The 16,446-nt window shown below is 30.0% G+C and carries 18 protein-coding genes; 15 read left to right on the top strand and 3 right to left on the bottom strand.

The window, feature by feature from the left end:
* Nucleotides 1-31: 31 nt before the first annotated feature.
* The 14 genes from FVF61_RS13760 (at nt 32) to FVF61_RS13700 (ending at nt 11,706) form a co-directional block, all read left to right on the top strand.
* Nucleotides 32-970 carry a bifunctional riboflavin kinase/FAD synthetase gene (locus FVF61_RS13760; protein ID WP_148457381.1) on the top strand — a complete coding sequence of 313 codons (939 nt, stop codon included), beginning with the start codon at nt 32-34 and terminating at the stop codon, nt 968-970.
* Entirely contained in the window at nt 960-2,276 is a 1,317-nt protein-coding gene (locus tag FVF61_RS13755; protein WP_148457379.1) for an HTTM domain-containing protein, read from the top strand. The genes FVF61_RS13760 and FVF61_RS13755 overlap by 11 nt, the downstream gene beginning before the upstream one ends.
* Nucleotides 2,277-2,320: 44 nt before the next feature.
* Nucleotides 2,321-3,592, top strand: coding sequence for a serine--tRNA ligase (gene serS / locus FVF61_RS13750; RefSeq protein ID WP_148457377.1), 1,272 nt, complete (start codon nt 2,321-2,323; stop codon nt 3,590-3,592).
* Between the two features lie 144 nt (nt 3,593-3,736).
* Nucleotides 3,737-3,862: a hypothetical protein gene (locus FVF61_RS14420; RefSeq protein WP_262712027.1), complete on the top strand. Its 126-nt coding sequence runs from the start codon at nt 3,737-3,739 to the stop codon at nt 3,860-3,862.
* Nucleotides 3,863-4,042: 180 nt separating this feature from the next.
* A complete protein-coding gene (locus tag FVF61_RS13745) occupies nt 4,043-5,818 on the top strand; it encodes a tetratricopeptide repeat protein (protein ID WP_148457375.1) in 1,776 nt (591 codons plus the stop codon).
* 6 nt (nt 5,819-5,824) lie between these two features.
* Entirely contained in the window at nt 5,825-6,337 is a 513-nt protein-coding gene (locus FVF61_RS13740) for a GNAT family N-acetyltransferase (RefSeq protein WP_148457373.1), read from the top strand.
* Between the two features lie 50 nt (nt 6,338-6,387).
* Nucleotides 6,388-6,711 (top strand): DUF4286 family protein, encoded by a 324-nt coding sequence (locus tag FVF61_RS13735; protein WP_148457371.1) that lies wholly within the window; start codon nt 6,388-6,390, stop codon nt 6,709-6,711.
* An 18-nt stretch (nt 6,712-6,729) separates the two neighbouring features.
* The gene (rsmA, locus tag FVF61_RS13730; protein ID WP_148457369.1) at nt 6,730-7,521 is read left to right on the top strand and encodes a 16S rRNA (adenine(1518)-N(6)/adenine(1519)-N(6))-dimethyltransferase RsmA; all 792 of its coding nucleotides are present in this window, start codon (nt 6,730-6,732) and stop codon (nt 7,519-7,521) included.
* 26 nt (nt 7,522-7,547) lie between these two features.
* A complete protein-coding gene (gene mgtE, locus FVF61_RS13725; protein WP_148457545.1) occupies nt 7,548-8,897 on the top strand; it encodes a magnesium transporter in 1,350 nt (449 codons plus the stop codon).
* A 26-nt stretch (nt 8,898-8,923) separates the two neighbouring features.
* The gene (locus FVF61_RS13720; protein ID WP_148457367.1) at nt 8,924-9,289 is read left to right on the top strand and encodes a cupin domain-containing protein; all 366 of its coding nucleotides are present in this window, start codon (nt 8,924-8,926) and stop codon (nt 9,287-9,289) included.
* A 107-nt stretch (nt 9,290-9,396) separates the two neighbouring features.
* The gene (locus FVF61_RS13715; protein WP_148457365.1) at nt 9,397-10,341 is read left to right on the top strand and encodes a 2-hydroxyacid dehydrogenase; all 945 of its coding nucleotides are present in this window, start codon (nt 9,397-9,399) and stop codon (nt 10,339-10,341) included.
* Between the two features lie 54 nt (nt 10,342-10,395).
* Nucleotides 10,396-10,851 (top strand): DUF1801 domain-containing protein, encoded by a 456-nt coding sequence (locus FVF61_RS13710; RefSeq protein WP_148457363.1) that lies wholly within the window; start codon nt 10,396-10,398, stop codon nt 10,849-10,851.
* Nucleotides 10,852-10,893: 42 nt separating this feature from the next.
* Nucleotides 10,894-11,280 (top strand): VOC family protein, encoded by a 387-nt coding sequence (locus FVF61_RS13705; protein ID WP_148457361.1) that lies wholly within the window; start codon nt 10,894-10,896, stop codon nt 11,278-11,280.
* Nucleotides 11,281-11,343: 63 nt separating this feature from the next.
* Complete coding sequence (locus FVF61_RS13700; protein WP_148457359.1) at nt 11,344-11,706, top strand: DUF4870 domain-containing protein; 363 nt, start codon at nt 11,344-11,346, stop codon at nt 11,704-11,706.
* A gap of 7 nt (nt 11,707-11,713) precedes the next feature.
* Here the strand turns inward: FVF61_RS13700 and FVF61_RS13695 are convergent, their stop codons facing one another.
* The 3 genes from FVF61_RS13695 to FVF61_RS13685 are packed head-to-tail and all read right to left on the bottom strand — an operon-like array spanning nt 11,714 to nt 15,299.
* Nucleotides 11,714-13,546 carry a GNAT family N-acyltransferase gene (locus FVF61_RS13695; protein ID WP_148457357.1) on the bottom strand — a complete coding sequence of 611 codons (1,833 nt, stop codon included), beginning with the start codon at nt 13,544-13,546 and terminating at the stop codon, nt 11,714-11,716.
* Between the two features lie 23 nt (nt 13,547-13,569).
* Nucleotides 13,570-14,820 (bottom strand): aspartate kinase, encoded by a 1,251-nt coding sequence (locus FVF61_RS13690; protein ID WP_148457355.1) that lies wholly within the window; start codon nt 14,818-14,820, stop codon nt 13,570-13,572.
* Nucleotides 14,820-15,299, bottom strand: coding sequence for a GNAT family N-acetyltransferase (locus FVF61_RS13685; RefSeq protein WP_148457353.1), 480 nt, complete (start codon nt 15,297-15,299; stop codon nt 14,820-14,822). Before FVF61_RS13685 ends, FVF61_RS13690 begins: the two co-directional genes overlap by 1 nt.
* 122 nt (nt 15,300-15,421) lie before the next feature.
* Between FVF61_RS13685 and fbp the strand changes: the two genes are divergently transcribed.
* Nucleotides 15,422-16,429 (top strand): class 1 fructose-bisphosphatase, encoded by a 1,008-nt coding sequence (gene fbp, locus FVF61_RS13680; protein ID WP_148457351.1) that lies wholly within the window; start codon nt 15,422-15,424, stop codon nt 16,427-16,429.
* The last annotated feature ends 17 nt before the right edge of the window (nt 16,430-16,446 follow it).

The raw sequence follows: 16,446 nt of genomic DNA, 5'->3' as shown, positions 1-16,446 counted from the left end.
CTTTTTTTATTTTTGAAGAAATAATAAACGTTTGAAAATTTTCGATTCCTTACCAGCAGATTTTAATTCGAAAACAGTGGTTACCATTGGCACCTTTGATGGTGTCCACATTGGTCATAAAAAAATTATTGAGAGATTAGTTAATACAGCAAAAAAAAGTAATTTAAAGTCTGTTGTTCTTACCTTTTTTCCACACCCCAGAATGGTCTTACAGAAAGATGCGAATATTAAACTTTTAAATACCATAGAAGAAAGAAGTAACATCTTAGATCAACTTGGTTTAGATGTGTTAGTAATAAAAAAATTTACTAAAGAATTTTCACGCTTAACTGCTGAGGAGTTTGTTTCAGAAATCTTAATCAAACAACTTCATGCAAAAAAAATAATAATTGGTTACGACCATCATTTTGGAAGGAATCGTTCAGCAAATATTGATGATTTAAAAGCCTTTGGTAAACAATATGATTTTGAAGTTGAAGAAATATCAGCTCAAGATATTAATGATGTTTCGGTTAGTTCAACAAAAATTAGAAATGCTTTAGTTGATGGCGATATTAAAACTGCCAATAAATATTTAGGAAACAATTTCATAATTACTGGAAAAGTTGTAAAAGGCAAAGGGCTTGGAAATACTTTAGGTTTTCCAACTGCTAACATAAACATTAAGGAATCTTATAAATTAATCCCGAAACAAGGCGTTTATATTGTTAAAACTACCATTAATAATCAAGAAGTTTTTGGCATGATGAATATTGGGTTAAATCCTACTATAGATTCTAATAATAAACAAACTATAGAAATTCATTTATTCAATTTTAATGAGACTATTTATAGAAAAACTTTAACTATAGAGCTTTTAGATAGAATTAGAGACGAACAAAAATTTGACTCTGTAGAAACCTTAAAAATTCAATTACAAAAAGACAAAGAGACTTCTTTAAATTTTATTGAAAAATATCATGCTAAATAAACTCCTCTTTAAACACATAGATAATAGCTCGTTAATAGTTTTTAGAATTATTTTTGGCCTATTATGTTTTTTAGAGTCTGTTGGAGCCATTTTTACTGGATGGATTAAAAGAACTCTTATTGATCCAGAATTCACCTTTTCTTTTATTGGTTTTGAATGGTTACAGCCACTTCCAGGCAACATAATGTATGCCTATTATCTAGTTATGGGGGTTTTTGGCTTATTGATTATGTTTGGATATAAATATCGAATAAGTACTATCATGTTTACCATAATGTGGGCTGGAACTTATTTCATGCAAAAAGCATCTTATAACAATCATTATTATTTACTGATTTTATTAAGTACTTTCATGATTTTACAGCCAGCAAACAAGTATTATTCTATAGATGCTAAAAACAATCTTGACATAAAGAGCATATCTATGCCTAATTGGTGTCGTTTAATTTTCATTATCCAAATGTTTATTGTTTACACATATGGATCAATTGCTAAAATATATCCAGATTGGCTAAACACTACCTTTATTGAAATATTAATGAAAGGAAAGCAACACTATTTCCTTGTTGGAGAGTTGCTTCAACAAAAATGGGTACATTATTTTTTAGCTTATGGTGGTATTTTATTCGATGGATTAATTATTCCTTTACTCCTTTTTAAACCAACTAGAAAATGGGCTTTTTTCGCATCGATATTTTTTCATCTATTTAATTCTTTTATATTTCAAGTAGGTATCTTTCCATATTTGTCTTTAGCCTTTACATTATTCTTTTTCGACCCTAAAACCATTCATAATATATTTCTAAAAAACAAACCATTCTACAATGGAGACGAGGTTATTATCCCATCTTATAAAAACCCTCTAATTGCTGTTTTCTCTATATATTTTGCTATCCAAATAGCGCTTCCTTTAAGACATCATTTTATTGTAGATGATGTGCTTTGGACAGAAGAAGGACATAGGTTATCCTGGAGAATGATGCTTCGTTCTAAACAAGGATTTGCTATGTACAAAGTAGTAAACAATAAAACCCTAAAGCCTACAAATATTAATCTAAACGATTTTTTAAGTAACAAACAAATCCATTTAGCATCTACAAAACCTGATGTTATTTGGCAATTTTCTCAACGCTTAAAAGATATATATGCAAAAAATGGTGAAGATGTTTCTGTTTATGTGGATAGTAAAATAAGTATTAATGGAAAGCCTTACAAACAGTTAATTAATCCTAATGTAGATATAGCTTCTGTTCCATGGCAAGTTTTTAAGCATTGTGATTGGATTTTACCTTCAAATGAAGATTGATTTACTAAGTAATTCCTTAAATTTGTCGCTTAAATTTTTAATACATGTTACAAGTACCTTTTATTAGAGAAAACAAAGAAGAAGTTATCAAAAGATTAGCCGTTAGAAATATAGATGCTACTCTAATGATTGACGAGGTTATTTCTTTAGATGAAGACAGAAGACAAACGCAAACTTTATTAGACAATGCATTAGCAGAATCGAATAGTTTATCTAAAGAAATTGGGAATTTGTACAAATCTGGTAAAGCTTCTGAAGCAAATGTGTTAAAAGAAAAAACAACAGAACTTAAAGAAATAACTAAAACGTTAACAGAAACTCTTAACGAAAAAGTTGAAGCATTAAATCAGTTGTTATATAAAATTCCAAATGTACCACATACTTCAGTCGTTAAAGGAACTACAGAAGAAGATAACGAAATAGTTTTTAGCGAAGGAACCATTCCAACACTAGACAATGAAGCACTACCACATTGGGAGTTAGCAAAAAAATACGACATTATTGATTTCGAACTTGGTAACAAAATTACTGGAGCTGGATTCCCTGTTTACAAAGGCAAAGGTGCCAAATTACAACGTGCCTTAATAGCTTATTTCCTAGATAAAAATACAGCAGCTGGTTATACAGAATATCAATTACCACATTTAGTTAACGAAGCTTCAGGCTTTGGTACAGGACAACTTCCAGATAAAGAAGGACAAATGTATCATGTTACAGAAGATAACTTATATTTAATTCCTACTGCAGAAGTTCCTGGTACAAACATTTTTAGAGATGTAATATTAAATGAATCTGATTTACCAATTGGAATCACTGGCTACACACCTTGCTTTAGACGTGAAGCTGGAAGCTATGGAGCTCATGTAAGAGGGTTAAACAGATTGCACCAATTTGACAAAGTTGAAATTTTAAGAGTGGAACATCCTAATCGTTCTTATCAAGCTTTAGACGAAATGGTAGAGCATGTAAAACACATACTTAAAGAGCTAAAATTACCTTATAGAATTTTAAGACTTTGTGGTGGAGATATAGGTTTTACTTCAGCATTAACATTCGATTTTGAAGTATTTTCAACTGCTCAAGACCGTTGGTTAGAAATATCTTCTGTTTCTAATTTTGAAACTTTTCAAGCAAACAGACTAAAACTTCGATTTAAAAATAATGATGGTAAAAACGAATTAGCTCACACGTTAAATGGAAGTTCTTTAGCTTTACCAAGAGTTCTAGCCGGAATTTTAGAGAATTATCAAACTAAAGATGGCATTGTAATTCCAGATGTTTTAGTCCCTTATACTGGATTTAAAATAATAAATTAATTAGTTATATTTCTGTAGGATATTTCTTATTTTATCGATGAAACGCTAAAATATAACGTTGTTCAACGATTTTTTAGCGTTTTTCTTTGATTATTAATTTATTTTTTTCAAGTTAGTACCTCCTAAACAGAAACCTACTTATAAATGAAAAATGTAAAACGTATTTTTCTACTTATTGCTTTAATTGTTTTGGCTAGTAAAGTCTTATTTTCAGATTTCGAATTACCTAAATTTGAAAATAATAACATTACTGTTGTTGCAACAGAATAAATCAATTTGATTTAGTACGATTTGTCCCAATCGAGTATTTGAATCATGTTAAATAAAACAAGATTAATAGCACATTTATTTTGGTTGGTAAAATGCCTGAATAACCTTCAGGCATTTTTTTTATAATAACATTTACACTTTCTACAAAGCACATTTATTATATTTACATAAAGTTATGCTATGAGGTTTTTATTTATATTATCATTTTTCTTTTGCTTCCATGCCTTCTCTCAAGAAGATCTTGTTGCATCAGAATATTTTAAAAATGGAGACTTTGAAAAAGCACTTCTTACTTACCAAAGCCTTTATAACAAAACTCCAAACAACAATACTTATCTCCTTCAGTTAGTAAAATCTCATCAACAATTAGAGCAGTTAGATCAAGCTGAAACACTTTTATTAAATCAAATGTCACGAATTAATTATCCTCCTCTTCTTATAGAGTTAGGTTATAATTATCAGTTAAAAAACGATTTAGCAAATGCCAATAAATATTACAATGATGCTATTGCAACACTTGATGAAAATCCAAATTATGTCTTTATAATTGGTAAAACTTTTGAAGACAGATCCTTATTGGATCAGGCAATTACATCTTACGAGAAAGCCATGCTACTAAAACCTGACTTAAATTTTAATATCCAGCTAGCTAGAATTTATGGAGATCAAGGAAACATTGAGAAAATGTTTGATAGTTATTTAAATTTTGTTGAGTTAAACGACACCTATCTAAATACTATAAAAAGAGCATTTAGCGATTTTATTAGTGAAAATAGTGAAAACGAAAACAACCTCATTTTAAAACGAATTCTTCTGAAAAAAATTCAGCAAGAACCAAACTTAATGTGGAATGAAATGTTAAGCTGGCTTTTTGTGCAACAAAAAGATTATTCTAAAGCTTTTGCACAAGAAAAAGCCATTTTCTATAGACAACCTGAGAGTTTAAATAGGATTGAAGAATTGGCACATATTGCCTTAAATGACCAAGAAGCACAAACTGCAATTTCTATTTTTTCATACATTACGGACACGGCACAAGATTTAGAAACCAAACTTAATGCAATTTACTACTTAATAGAAATTAAAGTATTAATAGTATCAGAATCTGAATATAATGATATAGATAAGCAATATCAGGAGATTTTTAATACCTACGGAAAATTTACCCAAACATTTTACATTCAAAAATCTTATGCACATTTTTTAGCATTCTTTATGCATAATCCTAATGAGGCTATTTCATTCTTAAAACAAACTTTAGAACTTCCTCTGTCTTCTTTTCAAGAAGCAGAAGCGAAATTGGAACTAGGAGACATTTTAGTGTTACAAGAAAAATTTAACGAAGCATTAATTTATTATTCTCAAATTCAACGTAATTTAAAAAATAGCACACTTTCTCAAGAAGCGCGTTTTAAGGTGGCAAAAACAAGTTATTATAAAGGAGATTTTCAATGGGCAGAATCTCAATTAAAAATTCTTAAATCTTCAACGTCTCAGCTTATTGCAAATGATGCTTTAGAACTAATGCTTTTAATAACAGATAATAAATTTGAAGACTCGACACAGGCAGGTTTAAAACTTTATGCCAAAGCAGATTTAATGGCTTTTCAAAATAAAACAGATCAAGCTATACTATTATTAGATCAAATATTAAACAAGCATAAAGGCGAAAGTATAGAAGACCAAGCTTTATTTAAACAGGCACAATTATATTATAAAGAAGAAAATTATCATAAAGCAGAAGAAAATTATTTAAATATAATAACAAATTATAGCGATGATATTCTTGCCGACGATGCTTATTTTTATTTAGCAGAACTTTATTATAAAAAACTAGAACAACCTGAAAAAGCTAAAGAACTTTACGAAAAAATAGTATTTGAGTATGAAGATAGCATCTATTTTGTCGATTCAAGAAATAATTTCAGATCCCTTCGTGGCGATACAATTAATTAAAGTTTTATGAAAATTGCTGAAACAACGCGACTTATTATTTCAAAAATTACTTTAGATGATGCTCAATTCTTTTTAGAATTAGTTAATACTCCAAATTTTAAAAAATATATTGGAGACAGAAACCTTAAAACTGTTACTAATACTAAAACTTACTTAAGTAATGGAACCATTAAAAGTTATAAAGATTTTGGTTTTGGATTCTATAAACTTCAGCTTAAAGAAGAAAACAATAAATCTATTGGCACATGTGGTCTTGTAAAAAGAGAGCAATTAGAGCATGTTGATATTGGCTTTGCCTTGTTACCAGACTATGAAGGTAGAGGCTTTGGTTTTGAATCTTCAGAGGCTATTTTAAAATTAGCTAAAAATAAATTCAAACTTGATAAAATCTTTGCTATAACATTACCAACTAATACAAATTCTATTAAGTTATTAGAAAAATTAGGCTTATCTTTTGAAAAAAGAACCAAACCCTTTGAAGATGACGAAGAACTTCTGTTATTTGCAAAAACACTTTAATAACAATCAGCTTTAAGCACTTAATACTTTAAGTCCTTATTATTTTTAATATGATTATATATAACGTTACAGTAAACATTGACGAAAGCATCCATGATGAATGGCTTCAATGGATAAAAGAGCATATTCCACAAGTATTAGCAACTGGTAAATTTGAAAAAGCAACACTTAGTAAAGTATTAGTTGAAGAAGATCTTGGTGGCCATACATACTCTGTACAATATAGATCTTATTCACGCGAAGCTTTAAATGCATATTATAAAGAAGATGCCGAAAAATTGAAAGCAGAAGGCTTAAAAAAGTTTGCAGACAAAATGCTTGCTTTTAGAACAGAACTTCAAATTGTAGATGAATATTCAGTTACTTTTAAATAATAATAAAAAAGAAATACTGTGTCTAAAGACCATCAAGTAAAAGCAAAAAAACATTTAGGACAACACTTTTTAAACGATGAATCTATTGCTGAAAAAATAGCAAATTCCTTATCGTTTAAAGGCTATAATCATGTGCTCGAAATTGGTCCAGGAATGGGAGTTCTTACAAAATATCTTCTAAAAAAAGATGTCACCACACATGTAATAGAAATTGATACAGAATCTGTAGAATATCTTAAAAACAACTATTTAACTTTAGCCAATCGAGTTATAGAACAAGATTTTCTTAAATACAATTTAAATCAGGTTTTCAAAAACGAACCTTTTGCTATAATTGGTAATTATCCTTATAATATATCCTCACAAATTGTTTTTAAAACATTAGAAATGCGAGATCAAATTCCTGAATTTTCTGGCATGTTCCAAAAAGAAGTAGCACAACGCATTTGTTCTAAAGAAGGAAGTAAAGTTTATGGAATTTTATCTGTACTAACTCAAGCCTTTTATGATGCCGAATATTTATTTACTGTTCATCCTACTGTTTTTAATCCACCACCAAAAGTAGATTCGGGTGTGTTATTATTAAAAAGAAAAGAAAATTACGTACTTTCTTGTAATGAAAATCTATTATTTAAAGTGGTTAAAACAGCTTTTCAGCAAAGAAGAAAAACACTTCGTAACAGTTTAAAAACTTTGAATTTAAGCGATAATTTAAGAGAAGATAGTATCTTTGGAATGCGTCCAGAACAATTAAGTGTTTCGCAATTTATTGAACTAACCATCTTAATTGAAAACGATATAAATAACTAAATCCATTGTCAGAAGAAAACGATAACATACAGTTTGAGCTAACAGATGAACTTATAGAACAAGTTCAATTTCTTATTGAAATGAAAAACGATAAGGAATTGCAATTACTTCTTAAAGAGTATCATTATGCAGATATAGCCGAAATTTTAGATGAACTAGATCTAGAAGAAGCCGTGTATGTTATTAAATTATTAGATTCTGAAACTACTTCTGATATTTTAATGGAACTCGATGAAGACAATCGAGAAAAAATATTAAGAAACCTTTCTGCCAAAGAGATTGCTGAAGAAATTGAAGAATTAGACACAGATGATGCTGCAGATATTATTGCTGAATTACCTGAAGATCGACAAGCAGAAGTAATCTCTCAAATTGAAGACGAAGAGCACAAAGCAGAAATTACAGAACTTTTAGCTTACGATGAGGATACTGCAGGTGGACTTATGGCTAAAGAACTTGTAAAAGTTTATGAAACATGGACAGTTGCTGGTTGTTTACGTAGAATTAGAGGCCAAGCCAAAGATGTTACCAGAGTTCACTCTATTTACGTGGTAAATAAACAAAATAAGCTAGTTGGCCGTTTATCTTTAAAAGATTTAATTGTTGCCAAGAGCGATCAAAAAATTGCAGACATCTACATTTCAAGTGTCGATTATGTATATGTAAACGACGATGTTGAAGAAGTGGCAAAAGTGATGCAGAAATACGATTTAGAAGCCATTCCAGTAGTTGATAACAATCAAATTTTATTAGGAAGAATTACAATTGATGACATTGTAGATGTCATGAAAGAAGAAGCAGACAAAGATTACCAATTAGCTGCAGGTATTACTCAAGATGTTGAAGCAGATGACAGTATTCTAGAGCTCACCAAAGCTCGATTACCATGGTTAGTTTTAGGCCTTTTTGGTGGTTTAGGAAGTGTCTTTATAATGAAAGGTTTCGAAAATGTCATGGAAACCGTACCTTCTTTATTTTTCTATACACCTTTAATTGCTGCCATGGCAGGAAATGTTGGTGTTCAATCTAGTGCTATTATAGTTCAAGGTCTTGCAAACGATAATGTTAAAGGAAGCATTGCGAGCAGACTTTTTAAAGAAATAGGTCTTAGCTTAATTAATGGCTTAGCATTAGCCGTTTTGGTCATTCTTTTTGGTTTTATTATAAATCAAGAACTTATAGAAAGCATTGCCATTGCTGCTTCTATGATGTCTGTTATAGTTGTTGCTGCTCTTGTTGGAACCTTTGTACCAATAGTTTTAGACAAACGTGGCATCGATCCAGCCATAGCAACTGGACCTTTTATAACAACAAGTAATGACATTCTTGGAATCTATTTATTCTTTGTTCTTTCAGGATTAATAATTGGCTTTTAATGTATTAGCTTTTGTACATTTACAGTATGAATGCAATAAATATCAAAGATAAATTTTCGAAATTTAATAAAAACTGGCATCCTCAACAAATTGCTGTGGTTGATAATATGCAGGTAATTTTAGCAAAGCTTAAAGGTGAATTTGTTTGGCATAGTCATGACAATGAAGACGAACTGTTTCAAGTTATAAAAGGCACACTATATATGCAATTTAGAGACCGAACTGAAGTTGTCAAACAAGGCGAAATTATTGTCGTTCCAAAAGGTGTAGAGCACAACCCAATGACAAAGAATAATAAAGAAGTTCAAGTGCTTCTTTTTGAAAAACTAAGTATAGCACATACTGGAACTGTTCAACACGAAAAAACACAAACACATTATCCAAAAATATAAATGTTCTAAATAATTAATTTTTTGTCATACTGAACTTGTTTCAGTATCTCATAACTATTACTTTTATCTAAACTTAAAAAAGATTCCTGCTTTCACAGGAAATAAGCATGAAAATCCTTCACCTTGATACCAATCATCCACTCTTAATAAATCAACTTAATGATTTAGGCTTTCAAAATGATGAAGATTATACCTCATCCAAAACCGAAGTTGAAGCTAAAATAGGTGATTATGATGGAATTATAATTAGAAGTCGATTTTCTATTGATAAATCATTTTTAGATGCTGCAGTAAATTTAAAATTTATAGGTCGTGTTGGTGCAGGATTAGAAAATATTGATTGCGATTATGCAGACAGTAAAGACATCTGTTTAATTTCTGCTCCAGAAGGAAACAGAAATGCTGTTGGAGAGCATACTTTAGGAATGTTACTTTCACTATTAAACAAACTCAATAAAGCAAACCAAGAAGTTAAAGAAGGAAAATGGCAACGTGAAGACAATAGAGGAATTGAACTAGATGGAAAAACCATTGGTATTATTGGCTATGGAAACATGGGAAAAGCATTTGCAAAAAAATTAAATGGTTTTGAAGTCGACGTGTTGTGTTACGATATTAAACCCAACGTTGGAGACATACATGCAGAACAAGTTACCTTAGATGTAATTTATCAAGAAGCTGATGTTCTTAGTCTACATACACCAGAAACACTTTTAACCCGAAATATGATAAACATGGAATTTATTAATAATTTCATGAAGCCTTTTTGGTTAATAAACACAGCTCGTGGAAAAAGTGTGGTTACAAAAGATTTGGTATCTGCTTTAAAATCTGGCAAAATATTAGGTGCTGGTTTAGATGTGTTAGAATATGAAAAATCCTCTTTTGAAGATATGTTTTCTTCAACAATGCCTGAATCTTTTCAATTCTTAATAAAATCAGACAATGTAATTCTAACACCACATGTGGCTGGATGGACTATAGAAAGCAAAGAGAAATTAGCACAAACCATAGTTAACAAGATAAAATCTTTTGTTACTATAAGAAATTAAACAACTTAGTAATCTTTTTATATCTTAGTCTTTGTATTAAAACCAACAATTATCATGCAATACAAAGCTAATTCTCCAGAAGACTACATAAATCAAGTTCCAGAAGAACGCAAAGAAGCCTTAAATAAGCTTAGAAAAACGATTAAAACAAATCTCCCTAAAGGCTTCGAAGAAGGCATACAATATGGCATGATTGGCTATTTTGTACCACATAGTATTTATCCTGATGGATACCATTGCACACCTAAAGAACCTTTGCCTTTTATGAGTTTTGCTTCTCAAAAAAACTCCATTAATTTATATCATAGTGGTATTTATGCAGTGCCAAAAATTCATGATTGGTTTGTAAATGAATTCCCAAAACATTCTAAACGCAAATTAGATATGGGAAAAAGCTGTGTTCGATTTAAAAAAGTTGAGGATATTCCTTTTGAACTAATTGCAGAGCTTTCTAAGAAATTGACTGTTGAAGAATGGATCGATATTTATGAATCTGCTATTAAAAAATAATAATAAGATTTCCACTTTCGTGGAAATGAAAATAAATTTTCAATGAAAAAACGCGTTACAGGAATTGGTGGTTTATTCTTTAAAACCAAAAATCTAAAAGCAACAAAAGATTGGTACAAGAAACATTTAGGTTTTGACACAGATGATTATGGTTGTACTTTTTGGTGGAAAGATAAAGATGGTAAAGATTGCTCTACTCAATGGAGTCCATTTGCTGAGGACACCAAATACTACCATCCTTCGAAAAAAGACTTTATGTTTAATTATCGTGTTGAAAATTTACATGAATTAATAGCTGCATTAAAAGAAGAAGGTGTTACTATAGTTGGAGAAATTGAAGAATACGACTATGGAAAATTTGGTTGGATACTTGATAATGATGGCAACAAAATAGAACTCTGGGAACCAATTGATAGTGCTTTCCAATAATAAACATTTGTTACTTCTTAATTTTCATTATCTTTAGTATAATATTTTTTAAATATTAAAATCATGTCTGAAGAAAATAAAAATTTTGAAAAAGGCACTCAAGAAAAAACTCGAGATTTTCATGATGATGGCTTTAAAGATGGCAAAACCATAGCCATTATTGCTCACATGACAATAATTGGTTGGATTATAGCTTTTATTATGAACAATAATAATAAAAGCGAATTTGGTTCATACTATATCAGGCAAGTATTAGGTATCATGCTTTGCTTTGTAATATTAAGTTTTGTTCCTATTATTGGTTGGTTTGTTAATGTTGGAATCTTAATATTATGGATTATTAGTTTAGTAGGCTCTTTAAGTGGAGAAATGAAACCCATTCCATTTTTAGGAAGTCAATTTCAAGATTGGTTTAAATCATTATAAATACAATTTAAGTTTCCCCATTTTGTTCAGAAAGTTTCTGCTCTAATTCAGCTTGAAACTCTTCCATTACTGGTTTTACAGTGCTTTCTGGTAAATCTGCAATTTTAATATACATCAAGCCATCAACCGAATTATTAAACAATGGGTCTACATTAAAAGCTACCAATTTGGCATTTTGTTTGATATATTTTTTAAGTAAAACAGGCAAGCGTAAAGCTCCTGGCTCTACTTCATCGATGATTTTATCAAACTTGTTTAAATCTGCTTCTGTTTCATCAAACACAAAGTCTTTGTCTGCATCCTTCAGTTTTACTTTAAATTCCTTTTTGGGATGTACATATTGAGCAATATATGGGTCGTAATAATGAGATTTCATAAACTCAATCATTAACGATTTTGAGAAATTTGAAAACTGATTACTAATACTAACACCTCCAATTAAAAACTTATGTTCTGGGTAACGCAAAGTTGTGTGTACAATACCTTTCCAAAGTAAAAACAATGGCATAGGTTTTTGTTGGTAGTCTTTAATAATGAAAGCCCTTCCCATTTCTATAGATTCGCTCATCATTTTAAATAATTCTGGTTCGAACCTAAATAAATCTTGCAAATAAAATCCATCAATGCCATGTTTGGCAAAAATTTGTGAGCCTAAGCCCATTCTATAAGCACCAGCTACTAATTCTTGTTCGCTATCCCAAAGAAACATATGATGATAATAGGTGTCAAAGGTATCTAAATCAATGGCTTCATTTGTGCCTTCTCCAACTTCTCTAAAAGTAATTTCTCTAAGCCTTCCAATTTCTCTTAAAATATTAGGAATATCTTTAGATGTTGCTAAAAACACTTCATAATTTTTACTTTGTAACAATCTAAAATCTCCTTTCCTTAAGGTTTCAACCTCTTTATTCATGAGGTCTTTAGATATTGGAGTTACAATTCTTTTTGGAGGTTTTGGAACTTTAAGTGAAGTTGAAATATTACTTAGTAAGTTTCCTTTTTCATCAAAAGAATTAGATAACATATAGGTTTTCTTTCTTAAAAATTCTGAAAATTCTTCCAAACTTTGATGCTCCTTTTGGTCAGCAACTGAAATAGGTTTTCCAATTCTAACTTTAATAACTCTTCTTTTTTGAGTTAATAATTCTGAAGGTAATTTAGCTGTTCTAAACGTATCACTAATTTTAGATAGTTTATAGAATAACTGACTATTTTTTGCATGAAAATAAATTGGTACAACAGGAACTTCAGCTTTCTTAATAAGTTTCATTGCAGATTCTTCCCATGGTTTGTCTACTAATAATTTTCCATCTTTATAGGTTGAAACTTCGCCAGCTGGAAACACACCTAATGGATGTCCTTCTTGTAAATGTTTTATGGCATTTTTAAAACCTGTAATACTAGATTTAACATCCTTTCTATCTTCAAAAGGATTTACTGGCATAATGTACGGTTTGAGTGGCTCGATTCTATGCAAAAGGAAATTGGCTATAATTTTAAAATCTTCTCTCTGTTCAAGCATCAATTTTAATAGTAAAATGCCATCTATTCCACCAAGTGGATGATTAGAAACTGTTATATAAGCACCATCTTTTGGTAATCTTTTTAAGTCTTCTTCAGGAATTTCGAATTTAATTTGAAACTCACTTAAAATACCATTTAAAAATTCTAATTTTTCTAAATGCTTGTTTCTATTATAAATGCTATTTAGAGTAGATATTTTTAAAACTTTCATTAGTATCCAACCAACAAAAGTCCCTATAAAACCATAGGAATCTAATTGTATGGCTTTAGAAACTTCTTTAGCTGTTACTAATCCTTTGTTTGGTTGGTGGCTCATGAATACAAATGTAATGAAATTGTTTATTTAGTAACAACTTGCATAGTTTCTTGTGTTAATTGCTTTAATAGCACTTCTTTATCTTCTTCTAATTGAATAATAGCTGCTTCGTTGTAATGTCTAATAGTATATAGAGACACATTTTCATTACAAGTTACTTTAAATTTTGCTTTTAAATGTTGTAATAATTGATCTAAATTTTGATATATATTATCGACACAAACAGAAAAGCTAATGGCTGAGTTTTGTATAACATCAACTTTCATTTTGTATAAATGCAAGAGTTTAAAAATCTCGCTTATATTATCTTCAACGATATATGAAAAATCTAAGGATGATAATGAAATTAACACCTGGTTTTTCTTAACTATAAAACAAGGAATATCTGGATCTAGACCAACTTCCTTACAAACAGTAGTTCCTTTCTTTTCTGGATTTAAAAAAGACTTTACATGTAATGGAATTTCCTTTCTCTGCAAAGGTTGTAATGTTTTTGGATGAATAACAGAAGCTCCATAAAATGCTAATTCTATGGCTTCGCGATAAGAAATTTTATTTATTAATTGAGCATTTTCAAAGTATCGTGGATCGGCATTTAAAACTCCTGGAACATCCTTCCAAATGGTAACACTTTCAGCATTTAAACAATAGGCAAAAATAGCAGCTGTATAATCACTACCTTCTCTGCCTAAGGTGGTTGTGAAATTGTTAGAATCGCTTCCTAAAAACCCTTGAGTTATATTTAAAACTTTCTTTTTAAATTGATTTGAAATTTGCTCTTGAGTAACTTCCCAATTAACATTTGCACTTCTATAATAATTGTCTGTTTTAATATACTCTCTTACATCTAGCCAGTTGTTTTTTAATCCTACATCATTTAAATATTCGCTGATAATAGTTGTTGATACTAATTCACCAAAACCAATAACCTGGTCGTAAACAAAATTATAATCTGGAGATTTATTGGTGTTTAAAAATGAGGTTAACTCATTAAACAGATTTTTTACTTTTTTAAAAACTTGATGTTGTTCGTTTTCAAACAAATCTAATAAAATGGCATTATGAAATTTTTTAACTTCTTGAAGAGAACTTTGTAATTCACTTTTATTTTTAAAATAATTACCAATTACAACCTCTAACGCATTGGTTGTTTTTCCCATAGCAGAAACAACAACCAGCGTGTTTTTATATCCCGTTATATTTAAAACGTTTACTAAATTTTTAACACCATTAGCATCTTTTACAGAAGCTCCTCCAAATTTAAATACTTGCATTATAATTTTGATAAATATGTTTTTATTCCTTTTTCGTTTAATTGAACCACGTCCCAATCTCTCATAACATTGGCTCCTTTATTTTCATAAAATGTGATTGCAGATTCATTCCAATCTAACACTTCCCAACTAATTCGCTTTACACCTAATTGATGTCCATATTTCACAACTTCGTCTAAAAGTTTTGTTCCAATATTATTTCCCCTCATATGCTTACTTACAATTAAATCTTCTAAATGTAAGACAGATCCTTTCCAAGTAGAATATCTTTTGTATACTAAAGCAATTCCTTCAATCTTATTTTCTATTTCTGCAACAAAACAAATAAATTGAGGGTTAGTACCAAAACCATCATGTTCTAAATCTTCAACTGAAACTTCAACAGCATCTGGTTCATTTTCAAAAACAGCTAATTCTTTAATTAAGTTAAGAACAGCAGTCATATCACTCTTTTTAGCTTTTCTAATGGAAATTTTCATATAAAAAATTTGGCGTAAAGATAGTTTAAAGTTGCCTATTCTGCATTATTTATCTATTTCGAAAACGTGGTAGTTTGTCAAAAAATACGATATTTGCATTACTAACAATACAATACAACTTCATGTCAAGAAAAAATCAAACTTTAGGAGAATTTATAATTGAAAATCAAGCATCTTTTAAATATACTTCTGGAGAATTATCTCGACTAATTAATTCCATTCGTCTAGCTGCAAAAGTGGTTAATCACGAAGTTAATAAAGCTGGTTTAGTTGATATTATTGGCACTGCAGGTGACACTAATATTCAAGGTGAAGACCAGCAAAAACTAGATGTTTATGCAAACGATAAGTTTATTCAAACACTTAAAAACAGAAACATCGTTTGTGGTATTGCAAGTGAAGAAGAAGATACTTTTATAAGCATAAATAGTAGAGACGAAAACAACCAAAATAAATATATTGTATTGATTGATCCATTAGATGGTTCATCAAATATTGATGTTAATGTGTCTGTGGGAACCATTTTTTCGGTTTATAGACGTGTTACTCCTGTTGGGACTCCTGTAACGATTGATGATTTTCTTCAAAAAGGAAGTCAACAAGTTGCAGCTGGATATGTAGTTTATGGCACATCAACCATGTTGGTTTACACTACAGGTGATGGTGTTAACGGATTTACATTAAATCCTGCAATTGGAACATTTTACTTATCACATCCTAGAATGGAATTTCCTGTAGATGGAACTATTTATTCAGTAAACGAAGGGAATTATATTCATTTTCCACAAGGAGTTAAAAATTATATTAAATATTGTCAAATGGAAGAAGGCGATAGACCTTATACAAGTAGGTATATAGGTTCTTTGGTTTCAGATTTTCATAGAAATATGATAAAAGGTGGCATATATATGTATCCAAAAAGCTCAAAAAGTTCTAATGGGAAATTACGTTTGTTATACGAATGTAATCCTATGGCTTTTCTTGCTGAACAAGCAAATGGTAAAGCTAGTGATGGCTTTAACAGAATCATGGACATTGATCCAACAGAACTGCACCAACGCGTACCATTTATTTGTGGAAGCAAAAACATGGTAGAAAAGCTTGAAGAATTTATGCGTGATGTTAAATAACTTAAAAATTATAATCA

This window comes from Xanthomarina maritima, from assembly GCF_008084905.1.
Classification (GTDB): Bacteria; Bacteroidota; Bacteroidia; order Flavobacteriales; family Flavobacteriaceae; genus Xanthomarina; species Xanthomarina maritima.
The sequence above is the reverse complement of the archived record's forward strand: the minus strand, read 5'-3'. Positions and strand labels throughout refer to the sequence as shown.